Annotated in this window: 16 protein-coding genes; 12 read left to right on the top strand and 4 right to left on the bottom strand. The window is 48.8% G+C overall.

Features of this window, described 5'->3' with window-relative positions:
• Positions 1-42 precede the first annotated feature (42 nt).
• The 6 genes from ABEW73_RS24205 (at position 43) to ABEW73_RS24230 (ending at position 5,397) form a co-directional block, all read left to right on the top strand.
• Positions 43-915, top strand: coding sequence for a CheR family methyltransferase (locus ABEW73_RS24205; RefSeq protein ID WP_430161558.1), 873 nt, complete (start codon positions 43-45; stop codon positions 913-915).
• 20 nt (positions 916-935) lie between these two features.
• Positions 936-2,615 (top strand): response regulator, encoded by a 1,680-nt coding sequence (locus ABEW73_RS24210; protein WP_430161556.1) that lies wholly within the window; start codon positions 936-938, stop codon positions 2,613-2,615.
• A gap of 111 nt (positions 2,616-2,726) precedes the next feature.
• On the top strand, positions 2,727-3,050 hold the full coding sequence (locus ABEW73_RS24215) for an STAS domain-containing protein (protein ID WP_430161554.1): 324 nt from the start codon (positions 2,727-2,729) through the stop codon (positions 3,048-3,050).
• Between the two features lie 32 nt (positions 3,051-3,082).
• The gene (gene rsbW / locus ABEW73_RS24220) at positions 3,083-3,532 is read left to right on the top strand and encodes an anti-sigma B factor RsbW (RefSeq protein ID WP_430161552.1); all 450 of its coding nucleotides are present in this window, start codon (positions 3,083-3,085) and stop codon (positions 3,530-3,532) included.
• Positions 3,529-4,299 (top strand): sigma-70 family RNA polymerase sigma factor, encoded by a 771-nt coding sequence (locus tag ABEW73_RS24225; RefSeq protein ID WP_009594120.1) that lies wholly within the window; start codon positions 3,529-3,531, stop codon positions 4,297-4,299. The genes rsbW and ABEW73_RS24225 overlap by 4 nt, the downstream gene beginning before the upstream one ends.
• A gap of 120 nt (positions 4,300-4,419) precedes the next feature.
• Positions 4,420-5,397 carry a magnesium transporter CorA family protein gene (locus ABEW73_RS24230; RefSeq protein ID WP_430161550.1) on the top strand — a complete coding sequence of 326 codons (978 nt, stop codon included), beginning with the start codon at positions 4,420-4,422 and terminating at the stop codon, positions 5,395-5,397.
• A gap of 93 nt (positions 5,398-5,490) precedes the next feature.
• On the opposite strand, the gene ABEW73_RS24235 is transcribed toward ABEW73_RS24230, so the two are convergent.
• From ABEW73_RS24235 to ABEW73_RS24245, 3 genes are all read right to left on the bottom strand, one after another.
• Positions 5,491-5,922, bottom strand: a complete 432-nt coding sequence (locus ABEW73_RS24235; RefSeq protein ID WP_430161548.1) for a DUF5665 domain-containing protein — start codon at positions 5,920-5,922, stop codon at positions 5,491-5,493.
• A 138-nt stretch (positions 5,923-6,060) separates the two neighbouring features.
• Entirely contained in the window at positions 6,061-6,468 is a 408-nt protein-coding gene (locus ABEW73_RS24240) for a YtxH domain-containing protein (RefSeq protein ID WP_430161546.1), read from the bottom strand.
• 47 nt (positions 6,469-6,515) lie between these two features.
• The gene (locus ABEW73_RS24245; RefSeq protein ID WP_006212694.1) at positions 6,516-6,773 is read right to left on the bottom strand and encodes a GlsB/YeaQ/YmgE family stress response membrane protein; all 258 of its coding nucleotides are present in this window, start codon (positions 6,771-6,773) and stop codon (positions 6,516-6,518) included.
• Between the two features lie 282 nt (positions 6,774-7,055).
• Between ABEW73_RS24245 and ABEW73_RS24250 the strand changes: the two genes are divergently transcribed.
• Positions 7,056-8,060 carry an asparaginase gene (locus ABEW73_RS24250; RefSeq protein WP_430161544.1) on the top strand — a complete coding sequence of 335 codons (1,005 nt, stop codon included), beginning with the start codon at positions 7,056-7,058 and terminating at the stop codon, positions 8,058-8,060.
• A 65-nt stretch (positions 8,061-8,125) separates the two neighbouring features.
• On the top strand, positions 8,126-8,845 hold the full coding sequence (locus tag ABEW73_RS24255; RefSeq protein WP_430161542.1) for a pirin family protein: 720 nt from the start codon (positions 8,126-8,128) through the stop codon (positions 8,843-8,845).
• 110 nt (positions 8,846-8,955) lie between these two features.
• Here the strand turns inward: ABEW73_RS24255 and ABEW73_RS24260 are convergent, their stop codons facing one another.
• Complete coding sequence (locus tag ABEW73_RS24260; RefSeq protein ID WP_430161540.1) at positions 8,956-9,183, bottom strand: DUF1128 domain-containing protein; 228 nt, start codon at positions 9,181-9,183, stop codon at positions 8,956-8,958.
• 181 nt (positions 9,184-9,364) lie between these two features.
• On the opposite strand from ABEW73_RS24260, the gene yyaC reads away from it, so the two are divergent.
• The 4 genes from yyaC to ABEW73_RS24280 all read left to right on the top strand — a co-directional run bounded on the left by yyaC (position 9,365) and on the right by ABEW73_RS24280 (position 13,046).
• Positions 9,365-9,904 carry a spore protease YyaC gene (yyaC, locus tag ABEW73_RS24265; RefSeq protein WP_430161538.1) on the top strand — a complete coding sequence of 180 codons (540 nt, stop codon included), beginning with the start codon at positions 9,365-9,367 and terminating at the stop codon, positions 9,902-9,904.
• A gap of 108 nt (positions 9,905-10,012) precedes the next feature.
• On the top strand, positions 10,013-10,804 hold the full coding sequence (locus tag ABEW73_RS24270) for an alpha/beta fold hydrolase (RefSeq protein WP_430161536.1): 792 nt from the start codon (positions 10,013-10,015) through the stop codon (positions 10,802-10,804).
• Between the two features lie 345 nt (positions 10,805-11,149).
• Positions 11,150-11,833 (top strand): DUF6483 family protein, encoded by a 684-nt coding sequence (locus ABEW73_RS24275; protein ID WP_430161534.1) that lies wholly within the window; start codon positions 11,150-11,152, stop codon positions 11,831-11,833.
• Positions 11,834-11,870: 37 nt separating this feature from the next.
• The gene (locus ABEW73_RS24280; protein ID WP_430161532.1) at positions 11,871-13,046 is read left to right on the top strand and encodes a class I SAM-dependent methyltransferase; all 1,176 of its coding nucleotides are present in this window, start codon (positions 11,871-11,873) and stop codon (positions 13,044-13,046) included.
• The last annotated feature ends 53 nt before the right edge of the window (positions 13,047-13,099 follow it).

The raw sequence follows: 13,099 nt of genomic DNA on the forward strand, positions 1-13,099 counted from the left end.
GTACAAGTAGCAAATAAACACGGGGAAAGCGGTGCAAGCGTAATGTCATCTAGTGACCATATGGAATCAGAACAACGGTTGTTAACAGAGGAAAGCGAACGTGAACTGGAACAGATCGAGATTGAGCTTCTTTTGGAAGGCATTCATAGATTCTATGGTTACGATTTTCGTAATTACGCTATTCCCTCGTTGAGGCGGAGAATCTGGCATCATGTTCATGCCGAGGGCGTATCCACAATCTCAGCCCTTCAGGATAAAGTACTTCACGAACGTTCTTGTTTTGAACGGCTCATATATAATCTGTCGATTCCGGTTACGGAAATGTTCAGGGATCCGAAACTATTCCTGACATTCAGGCAGTCGGTAGTTCCTTTGCTCCGTACGTATCCATATATACGGATTTGGCATGCCGGATGCTCGACCGGAGAAGAAGTGTATTCCATGGCCATTTTGCTTCATGAAGAGGGACTGTATGAGAAATCCCGAATTTATGCGACAGACATGAATTCACGTTCTCTCCAGCAGGCCAAGGAAGGCGTATTCGACATCAAACGCATGAAGCAATATACCAAGAATTATATGGAGGCGGGCGGTACCCGCTCGTTCTCCGAATACTATACAGCGAAGTACAATTCGGTTATTTTCCAACCGTTCTTGAAGAAAAACATGATATTTGCCGAGCATAATTTGGCAACAGACCGTTCCTTTAACGAGTTTAATGTGATCTTTTGCCGGAATGTCATGATTTATTTTAATGATCAGCTGCGGGATCACGTACACGGATTATTTCACGAGAGTCTAAGCCATTTTGGTATTCTCGTACTGGGTTCTAAAGAGTCCATACACTTTACGAATTATAGTGAAGCTTATGAGACGCTGGACCGGGTGGAGAAAATATACCGGAAGATTAAATAGAAGTTTTGTAGGAGGATCTCATGGGGTTTCACGAACCGATTCATATTCTGTTGGTAGATGACCGCCCTGAAAACTTACTTGCACTCGAAGCTGTTCTGGACAGCGAACAATACACGCTAATTAAAGCAACTTCGGGGGAAGAGGCCTTGCGATATCTCTTGAAGTATGATTTTGCCGTGATTGTTCTTGATGTACAAATGCCCGGCATGGACGGTATCGAAACAGCAAGGCTGATCAAGGCGAGAGACAAGACTAAGGATATTCCGATTATATTCATTTCCGCAAACAGCAAGGACGCGGAGCATCTTTTTGCAGGGTACTCTGCGGGGGCAATCGACTATATGGTTAAACCCTTTATCCCTCAAATCTTGAAATCCAAGATCGAGGGTTTTGTCGATATGTACCGGACCAATAACAGGCTGAAGATTCAGTCCATGCAGTTGCACCAGAAGACCCAGGAGCTTGAAAAGATTAATCAAGAACTTGTGCTGGCCAAGGAAGAAGCGGAGATTGCCGCCAAAGCCAAAACGGAATTTCTGGCGATGATGAGTCACGAGATCCGCACGCCGATGAATGGCGTCATCGGGATGATTGATTTGCTGATGGACAGCGATCTTCAGGATGAGCAGCGGGAATACGCGACGATTATCCGCAACAGTGCGGACGCCTTGGTTAACATCATTAATGACATATTGGATTTCTCCAAGATGGAATCAGGCAAAATGGAGCTGGAGGAATATCCGTTTGATCTCAAGTCCTGCGTTCAGGAAGTGCTTGGTTTGTTCTCCGGAGAAGCCTCCAAGAAGAACCTGGAACTTACGTATTACATTGAGGATCAAATTCCTGCGATCATATTCGGTGATATGGGACGCCTTCGTCAAGTGTTGGTGAATCTGGTATCCAATGCCGTGAAGTTTACGAATGAGGGCGGAGTGTATTTGGTTGTTTCGCTTGCTCGAACCGAAGAGGACCGTTTAACGCTTGAATTTACGGTGAAGGATACGGGGATCGGCATCTCATCCGAGAAAATCGATCGGTTGTTCAAGCCGTTCTCTCAGTTGGACTCCTCGATGACAAGGCGCTACGGCGGAACAGGACTTGGGCTTGCGATCTGTAAATCGCTCGTACAGATGATGGGCGGAGAGATCGCGGTGGAGTCCAAGGAAGGCAAAGGAGCCACATTTGTATTTACGATCTGCGTTCATACGCATGAGGAAGAGTATCATCGGCTCCGGGAAGCGGAGCGTTCGGCAAAATATCGTGTCCATGGGGAGAAGCAACCGAACATCCTGATTGTGGACGATCATCCGATTAATCGAAAGCTGATGGACAGCATGCTGGAAAAGATGGGGATGAAAGCGGATATGGCGGAGGACGGAAGGCAGGCGGTTGAGATGGTTGCCGGTCCTAAAGTCTACGACATGATTTTCATGGATTTGCAGATGCCTGTAATGGATGGTCTGGAGGCAGCGCGTATGATCCGCCAGATGAAGCCGGAATCTGAGGCTCCCGTTCTGGTTGCGATGACAGCTAATGTGATGGACGGGATTCAGAAGCGCTGCTTCGACGCGGGCATGAATGAATATATCAGCAAGCCGGTCAAGATCAGCTGTGTGAAACATCTGATATCCCGGTATGTACCGGTAGAACAGGAAGGATGGGATATCACCCCAAGCCCTGTTCGCATCATCAACGGTTAGCACAGCAATCGTTTTCCATATATTAGCGTGTCTATAACCCTCTTAACCTGTTTCAACAAGCGAGATAACGGGTTATGTAAAGGGAAAACAAATGATTGGGAGAGAGTGTCTATGAATACAAAAACGAATGATAAGTTCAATGCTAAGACCCACATGAACGAGGGCGTATGCACGGTATTTTTGAGCGGTGAACTTGATCTGTCCGTCGCTCCGGATTTTCGGTTAGTCATGGAGCCTCTTGTCGGCAATTCCGAAGTAGACTTAATCGTCAACATGAAGGACATGACATACATTGATAGCACGGGTATTGGTATTCTTCTGTCGATACTGAAAGCCAGACATGGCATGGAAGCACGCTTTGCAGTCGAGGAAGTTCCGCCGCAAATTCAAAAGCTGTTTGATATGACGGGTATTGCGAAGTTCTTTCAGTCGTAAGAAGAATTCCCAATAGGAAAGGATCGAAAAGAATGAATTCAGATGTACAAAGAGTAACGCTTAATTTGCCTGCCAGTGCTGAATACGTAGATATTGTAAGACTGAATCTCTATGGAATAGCTTCCAAGATGGGCTTTTCCTATGAAGAGATCGAAGATATGAAGGTCGCGGTGTCGGAGGCCTGTAATAACTCGGTTTTGTATGCTTATAGTCAGGAAGGCGGAATGGTAGAGGTTTTATTTCAAGTGACCGACGATTCGCTATCCATTACGGTCAGAGACGAAGGGGAGAGTTTCGACAGTGTGGGAGCGGTTGGCAATCGTACACTTCATGATAAAGATCTCAGCGAGGTCCAAATCGGAGGACTAGGCTTCTACCTGATGGAGGCGCTTATGGATGAGGTAAGCGTGACAAACCAGGCTGGAAAGGGAACCGAGGTTACGCTGACGAAGCGGCTCGTAAGAAGCGAGGAGCCGGTATGAGTGATAAGGCGACTCCCCAAGAGTCCAGAGATGAAGCCGTTCATTTAATTGAACAGTATCAGCAAACGAAGGATAACGATATCGCGACGGTGCTGATTAAGAAATATGAACCGATGGTCAAAATGGCCGCAGGCAAGATTGCCCGAAATCGGCCCGACCTGTATGAGGATTTGTATCAGGTTGGCCAAATGGCATTAATTCGCCTTCTGCAGCAATATGACATCAGCCTGGGGATTCCGTTTGAGCCCTATGCCATGAAGAGCATGATCGGGCATATGAAAAACTTCCTCCGCGATAAATCATGGTACATTCAAGTACCAAGACGAATCAAGGAGAAGGGTGCCTTGGTTCAGCAAGCGATTGATGAATTAATGGTGAAGCTGGAGAGATCTCCCGATGTGAATGAGATCGCATCCTACCTGGATCTTTCCGTTGAGGAAACGGTTGAAGTGTTAGCCGGACGTGAATGCTATCATTATGTATCATTGGATTCCCCTTTATCTCAGGAAGAAACCGGAGCCACGCTTGGAGAGCTAATCAGTTCGGATGTGAATGATTTTGATTCTGTTGAGAAGCGCATGGATCTTCAGCAGGCGATGAGCCAGTTGAAGGAGCAAGAGCAGAAGGTGCTATTGCTGGCATTTCAGGAGGGACAGTCCCAGAGAGCGATCGCTCAGAGGTTAGGCGTGTCGCAAATGAGTGTCTCACGTATCCAGAAGCGGGCAACGGAAAAACTGAAGCAGATCATGTCCAATTCTTCTTACTGATATGGACAAGCCTCGTAGAAACAGACGTATAGCAACATAAGGCACGCTTCCTCCATTACAGGAAAGCGTGCCTTTTTGGAACCTACGATTCGTATTTATAGAAGGGAGTGGCAAGGAAACATGCTGGGGCCGGATAGGATGGAAGGTCAGGATATTTATACTTTTGCAGGGGGATGGAAGTGGTACGATGTTCGAACGGATGACTGGCAATCCTCCTGGATCGGTGAGCTTCGGACGCGCTATCCTTATACAGTCGAATGGTTTGATCTGGCATCAACGTTAAAGGAACGAAACTACTTATCCGTCCGATTCAAGGATGGGGTGGAGCCGGTCATTTTGGGAACCATGCTTTATAAGGTTACGGATGATGCCGAGCATTACAAGCCGGAACAGTTCTATTTCTATACGGACCACCAAGTATTGATCACCATCAATTTGGATGAGCATACCCGAAGCGTGATGGCTAAGTCCGATAGAGCTTCCATGCTTCATCAATGCCAAAAGCCTGTCGACGGCATGTTTGTGCTGGCTCGGGCCATTCTGCATTATTACCATGCGGGAATGGACCAATTCGAGCATAACCTGCGTCTTGTTGAAAGTGATATGCGGACGCGCAACCGTAGGTCCTTAATGGACAGTATTCTGTCGTCCCGGTTTGAGCTGTTGGAGTGGAGTAATCTGTTTATTCCTTTTCAGGAGCTGATCGCCGCAGCAAAGGAAGGGTATCATGGCGAGCTGGATAGCAGCCGCTCGTTTCAACAGCTCCTTCATCGAGTGGAAAGAATAGAAAAGCTGATTCATCATTATGAGCGCGAAATCGATACGCTGGTGTCGATAGACGATGCAATCTCTGCGTTCCGTGGTAATGAAATCATGAAGACCCTGACGATTTTTACGGTCGTGCTCACACCCGCAACCGTGGTTGGAGCCGTATGGGGTATGAATTTTGAGAATTTGCCCGCCATTAAGACGTTCTGGGGATTTACGGCAGTCAGCGGCTTCACCCTGCTGTGGACCGGGGGGATGTATCTTTGGATGCGTGCGAAGGGATGGACGGGGGACTTGCTTCAAGTGAAGTCCAGCAACAAAAACCTTTGAGGCACGAAGGATATGCATGAATGGCAGCACGAATGATCACAACGCCCGGTGACCTCTAAAGGAACCGGGCGTTTTCAGTACGTAAAAGATACACTAGGATCTGGATTGATCAATATATCCTTGTAAATCCGAGATGAAATCCCCAATCATCGGTACGTTGACAAAGAAGCTGAGAATGTAACCCAGAAGACCCAGCACGAGTGCCGTGCCAAGGGTTAAGCCTAGCCCCCGGGATAGTCCGGCTGTGAGGTTGGCGATGATGCGTTTCTTGGGATTCATGTAATGATCGATCATGTCCTTCATCTCGGATTTCTCCAGCATAGCGGCAATTTTGTCCAGACGCGTGTTCAGTTTCTTCACTTCGTGCCGCAGTTCAAAGGGATGCTCTTGGATATCATCCGCCTCCCGGGAGCGCCTTTCCTTACTTGTTTCGGATTCCATTCGTGACTCCTCGCGTCGTGTTGAACGATTGCCGCCCCGGGTCGAGAAGCTGGAGCCGCTATGATATGGGTTCGCTTTACTCATGAGATATCCCCGCTTTCCAGGCAAATGCGCCGTTTCATTTCACTTATCCATCCATATGATGCTTACAAGCTGACTGTCGCGATCTGGCACAAAAATAGCCAGCTGTGTCAGCTGGCTATTTCGTGACCTCACGAATTATTAATTCGTTGTCGATTTCATTTCACGGCTGACTTCGGAAGAAGTGTCCATCGCTTGATTCTTTACGTCTTTGGAAGCATTAGAAACCTCGCTGGACACGTCCGCCGATGCTTCCTTGACGCTGGACATAATGCTTTGGCGGCCTTCATTCACGGTGGCCATCACATCGGAGGCTTTGGTGCCCACGGTTTTGGCCAGTTCAGAAGCTTTATCGCCTACGGTATAAGCAACTTCCTTGGTTTTATCCGTTACCATGCTCAGTTTCTCGGACAAATCCCCGCGCAGTTCGCGGCCTGGCTTTGGAGCGAACAACAGAGCTGCTGCCGCTCCGACCAAGGCACCGATGAAAGCACCTTTGAAGAATGTGGAACCGCTTTGTACTGGATGTTCTTGTTCTGTGTGATTCATAACTTTCACTCCTTTTAGTTAATATAAAAAGAATATAGACACGAGAATCAGGCTGTACGTCTAAATAGCTTGGCAACAAGACCGAGCAAGAATACGAAGATAGCTGTACCGATGATGGCGGGCACAATGGCAAATCCGCCAATGACAGGCCCCCATGCTCCGAAGAGCCATGGTCCGAGCCATGCGCCCACGAAACCAGCGATCATGGACCCGATAATTCCGCCCGGCATTTCATGACCAACCAGTGCATCCCCGATAATCCCGATGATGATTGCCATTACGATGCTAATAATGATTCCCCACATACGATCGCCTCCTTTTTAAAGAGCAATGTTTTTCGAGTGGGCTTGCTTATCTCGTAATTAAACCTAAGGCCACATCATGAAACAGGACAGCGTGAAACGGGGGATAATATGAAATGTCCGTCCCCTACGGAATTAACCCTGCTGTCATTTGCGGTTTTTTGTACTATACTGAATACAGATTGGCGATAATCCTCGAATAAGCGAGGAATACAGGTACCACACATGAAGAGGTTTTTAAGGCAGGAATGCGGTCACAGACGGTTATAGAAGGAGCTATACAACATGGACACTGTATTAGTAAAGGAATATCGGGCGGACATATTGGAGTGCGTCCACAATGGACATATATGTATTGTTAATGAACAAGGAAGTGTCCAGGCTTACGCGGGAAATCCGGAATATGTGGCGTTTACGCGCTCTTCGGCCAAGCCGATGCAAGCGATCCCCTCCATCCGCGGCGGGCTTGCTGACCATTATGGACTGACGGATAAGGAAATCGCCATCATGACGGCTTCACATCGGGCAGAGCCGGCTCACGTAAAAGTATTGGAAGGCTTTGCCCGCAAGGTGAATATTAGCGAAGCTTACATGGTTTGCGCGTCCAGCTGGCCGCTGGATGAGGAAAATAAAGAAGCTCTTCTGCGAGAGCGGAGAGACAAGAGCAAATGGTATCATAATTGCTCCGGCAAGCATTATGGCATGCTGGCCTATTGCCAGATGGCAGGATATCCGCTGACGGGATACGATCAGCCGGAGCATCCGCTGCAGCAGGAGATTCTTCAAACGGTCTCCGATTTGGCCGGACTGGCTCCTTCGGATATCCGGTTGGGAACCGACGGTTGCGGCCTGCCGGTATTTGCCCTGCCGCTTCGTGCTCTGGCTACAGCCTATATGAAGCTCGCATCCCCGGAACTTATTGAGGATGAGCCAACACAAAGGGCGGTCATCCGAATTACGGAGGCCATGCATGCATCTCCTTATATGGTGGCGGGAAATCACAAGGTGGACACCCTTCTTTTGGAAGATGATAATATTGTGGCCAAGGGAGGCTTTAAAGGTGTGTACTGCTTGGGTCTGAAGAAGGAGCGCCTCGGCATTTCGTTCAAAATTGCAGACGGCTCTGAAGAAGAATGGGGCTGGATAGCGGAGTCCATATTGGAGCAAATCGGGTATAACAACAAAATGACCATCGATCGCCTGAAAGCCGCGTACCCCAAGGATTTATACAACGATGAAGGTCTTAAAGTAGGCAGGGTGGAAACCGCATTTAGGCTGACTCATGCGTAAGCATGACTGATTAGACCGGAAACCGCCGGGGTATTGAATAGTAAAAACGGCGGAGGTGACCGGCCATGATTAAGATCATGACGGCAGCGGAAAGACATACGACCCATAAAGACGGGATTCATAGTGAATTCAGCTTTTCCTTTGGTGATTATACAGACCCACATAACGAGCATTTTGGAAGCTTGCTGGCACATAATGAATATGTGCTTAAACCGATGGAAGGTTTTGATCGAAGGTTTCATCATGACTTAGTCATTGTCCATTTGGTGCTGGAAGGCACGTTAACGTATGAAGATGATACAGGGAAAGAAATGGAGCTGACTCCCGGTTCGATTCATGTCGTGAATACAGGCTCCGGCGTGTACCATGCAGAGAAGAATGCCTCAACTTCCGAGGACGTACGCTATCTGGAAATGTGGTTTCTACCTGCGGAGGCGGACCTTGAGACCAGTCATCACCAAGGCGATTTTACAAAAGAACAGCAATTGAATCAGGTGCTTCCGATTATGGGGCCGGGTCACGGTGAGCACAGCTTGCCCGAGTCGCTGGATGTTGTAATATGCAGTACCATACTGGAGACAGGGAAAGAACTGACGTACAGTCTGGCCGAAGATCGGAGAATGCACTTGTACGTGATAAGCGGTCAAGTGGAAATATCATCGGAAGACGGCATGTTTGATATTACAGCGGGTGACGCGGCCAGGATACAGCGCCGTCATGAGCTGACTTTCCGAGGGAACTCCAGTGAGGGGAACTCGGAAGTGGTGATGATCGATATGCCGTAGAGAAGAACAGAATGCCCCCGGAACTTTGCTTAGATTAGCGAAGTTCCGGGGGCTTTTGCTATACAAGATTCTTCTTTTAGATCTTTTCAAGATTTTCGGGCAATGATGATCTACTGGTTCCCGCGCAGCTGCCCGAGCTCCGATACAACAGCTTCGACTTCCGATATACTAAGGTTTTGCTTATTCATGACCATGTCGTACAAATCATAAATATCATCATATTGATTAACCGAAAAGGCGGAGGCTTGCATGGCAGCCCCTGTAGCCATCCGAAGCTTGGTTTTAATCTGTTCAATCATATACTCGATATTGGCTTGGGATTTTTCACTCAAATCCATGGATTAACACCATCCTCTCATTGGCGGATTTACGATTTTCGTCCCTGTATTGTACCATGTTACCGTGCGGCTCGACCAATGTTTTTGCCATCGGAGACAGAGATAGGGTAAAATCAGGAAAAAAAGGTTTTCAGGCTGCGGGACAAGGCTTCAAGCGATGTAATCAAGGAGGGGGTCCGTCATGAGCGAACAATCCGGCAAGACGCCAGGCGTACAGGCTGTAAAAGCTAAAATGTCGGGGTATGAACTAACGGATTTTTTTCGGTCGATTTCGCAGCGGCATGCGTTGGACAGCGTCGTATTTTTATGTATAGGCACCGACCGTTCGACAGGAGATGCACTTGGACCGCTTACAGGAAGCCGGCTCATGGAATACGGTTTTCCGCATGTGATCGGGACGCTGCCCGAACCGTGTGACGCTTTTAATTTTGTGTCAAGGCTTCAAGGTATACCTGAGGACAAGGCGGTTATTGCTATTGATGCATGCTTGGGACAAGCCTCGTCAGTCGGATATTTCTTTACGTGCGAGGGCCCGCTGACGCCTGCCCAGTCCGTTGGCGGGAGACTTCCGGCAGTGGGAGATTACAGCGTGGCAGCGGTTGTGAACGTCCATGGACCGAAACCGTATTGGACTCTTCAAGTGACGTCCCTATACCAAGTCATGGGGATGGCGGAGCAGATAGCAAAGCAAGCCGCTATAGCCTTTGGCCTTATACCGTAAGACACGGCGTTTCAGCCGGGGGTGTTTCTGTTTAATAATAGATCATTCTTTATAAAATAATGGGTGTCTATCAGATGACATCCGCTGAATAGAAAGAAGGGTATCGCTATGGAAAAAGTACAATGCAACGGCAGCACGATTTGTTATGTTGATCAGGGACAAGGTGAGCCAATCATTCTGCTTCACGGTTTCTGCGGAAGCTCCGCCTACTGGGAACAGGTCCTGCCATTTCTTCAAGGCTTCAGAGTCATTGTACCGGATCTCCGTGGTCACGGGCGGTCTGATGCACCGATGGGATCGTATACCATTGAACAGATGGCAGACGATGTGCTGCTATTGATGGATGAGCTCGACATCCCGAAGGCAGTATTACTCGGTCATTCCCTCGGAGGATATATCACGCTCTCCTTCGCCCAGCGTTACGCTTCTCGTTTGAACGCCTTCGGCCTGATTCATTCCACAGGCTACCCGGATTCGGACGAAGCGAAGGAGAAGCGGGTGAAGGCAGTCAGCACCATCCAAGGGGAGGGCATTACGGCTTTTGTTGATGGATTGGTGCCCGGCTTATTCGCTCCGGATACGAAGGATACTAAGCCGGAATGTATTCAGCGGGCGAAGGAGATAGGTTATCTAACGCCACCTCAGGGAGCGATCGGAGCAGCGCTGGCGATGCGCGAGCGTCCGGACCGACGTGATGTGCTCTCGGCGTCCACGCTGCCTATCCTGCTGGTAGCCGGGGAGAAGGACGGATTGATTCCGGCAGAGCGTACCTTTACGACAGACCATGACAACGTGACCCCAATCATAATCGAGGGCGCTGGACATATGAGTATGATGGAGACGCCGGAGAAGCTTGGCGATGTCATAACTTCCTTCATGGGACGGCTTGAGCATGAATAAACGCATGAGAATCTTTCAATAGTTTATAATGAACGGATACCCCCGAAACGGGATATCCGTTCATTTATTTTTGTGCCAGGCGTGCTATACCTCGTATGCTTGGCTGGCCGAAGTAGAGCCGAGAATGGGAGGGGAAGGCCGGATACTGGAATTCTGGCCCCGGATAGCCTACAATTTAATCGTGATCCGGCTTGGGCTTGACCCGGCAAAATTTCTACCTTGTAAGTTGGTTCGCTGAAGGCTGCCCTGTATTCCTTCGGGTTCTTGGCAGCTGAACGCAGCATGGTAACGATTAAGATCAGGAATATGCTGTATCTGACATGGATGCAGATTGGGGGTGGGCGTATGTTTCGCAGGGATTATCTCGTCCGGCTAATTGAGGATATGACACAGATGATTGCCAAGGTGTTTTCGCTGAAGCAGGAGCGCAAGCACACAGAAGCCCTATGGGAGCTGGATGAGCTCTTTAAACGGCAGTTCCGGTTGAATTCAGGGCTTCTTCGCTCATTGTCCGCCGCCGATATTGAACAGCTATTTCGCAGTCATGGTTATCTGGAAGCGGACAAGCTGCAAAGCGCCGTCAGGCTTATGGAAGAGGAAGCATCCCTGCTGCTTGAGCTGGAGCGTGAAGAAGAGGCTGTTATGCTCTATACCAAGGTTTTTCAGCTATATTTGAAGTCGGCCCTGCAAGGAGCGGATCTCAAACTGCTCGGGTTGACGGAACGGATCGGTATCGTGAGAGAACGTTTAAGGTCATACGCATTGCCCGAGACGGCGATGCGGGATTACTATGCATATACGGAGCAGCAGGGGATGTACGCGGAAGCGGAGAACACCCTCTACCAACTGCTGGATAACGACAAGATGGAATATGGGGAAGCCGTACAGTTCTATCAAAGATTGCAGCAGAAGCTGCCCGAGGATTTGGCGAAGGGCGGGCTTCCGCTGGAGGAAGTCCACGAAGGAATGGATGAGCTTAACCGTCGTTTTCCGCATGCAGCGGTGAACAGCGACAAGTCGTTTACCTAAAGCGGGATTAACCTGTCTATCACATAAAGAAAGCGAGATGTACCTTTTGGATGCATTAAGAAAATTGATTCATAACATCATGGAAGAAGAATCGTTGATCACGGCTACGCTAAGCCAGCTTCGTAAGCGGGAAGGCATGACTTACAGCAAAGTAACGGTTAAGCCCGTAGAGCTCAAGAATAAGCTGCACTATCAGTTCGCCTATTATTCCGGAACCAAAGTGACCCATCAGAACGTGCCGGTGGATGAGGCGGAGGCGGTGCTGGTTGACATGTTCGAGAATGTATTCCGGCAAGCGATGATGTATACGCCGGAAGCGGATTATCAGGTTCTGATCTCGAAGAAATACAAGGTTTCGATTCTGACCAAATCCGCCTCCAAGACCAAGACGGATTTGTCCCATAACCGGAAAAAGACGTATATCCTTGAAGAGGGAGAGCCTGTTCCGTTTCTGGTGGAACTCGGCATCATGAGTGAGGACGGCAAAGTGTTTGCTCGCCGGTACGATAAGTTCAAACAGATCAACCGGTTTTTGGAAATGGTTGAGGATGTGCTTCCCCACCTGCCGGAGGACCGTCCACTGACGATCGTTGATTTTGGCTGTGGGAAATCCTATCTGACCTTCGCTTTATATCACTATTTGGCGGTAACCGCGCGCAGAAAGCTGAATATTGTCGGATTGGATCTCAAGGCGGATGTCATCGAACACTGCAGTATGCTGGCGAAAAAACTGAACTACACCCAATTGCAGTTTCTTGTCGGTGACATTGCGGAATATGACGAACTGGAGCAAGTGGATATGGTGGTCACGCTGCATGCATGTGATACGGCAACAGACGCAGCGCTGGAAAAAGCGGTCCGTTGGGGTGCTTCGGTTATTCTGTCGGTGCCTTGCTGCCAGCATGAGCTGTTCTCCCAAGTCCAGAGCCCTGTTATGGAGCCGCTGCTGTCCCACGGTATTCTAAAGGAACGATTCTCGGCGCTTGCCACGGACGCCATTCGAGCCAAGCTCCTCGATCTGATGGGCTACAAGACACAGCTGCTGGAGTTTATTGATATGGAACATACTCCGAAAAATATATTGATCCGTGCGGTTAGCGGTTCTGCCGGAGATCGGGATAAGCTGTGGCAGGAATATACCGCGTTCCGCGATTTTTTAAGCGCCTCACCATATCTTGAGCGGGCGTGCAAGGACTTGCTGCCGGATACGTAAAATCACATCATGTTGATCTCAGAAAAGCGATGAAAGTGCGACCACACTTTCAT

It is taken from the genome of Paenibacillus lautus (genome assembly GCF_050482385.1).
GTDB classification, from domain to species: domain Bacteria; phylum Bacillota; class Bacilli; order Paenibacillales; family Paenibacillaceae; genus Paenibacillus_AQ; species Paenibacillus_AQ lautus_B.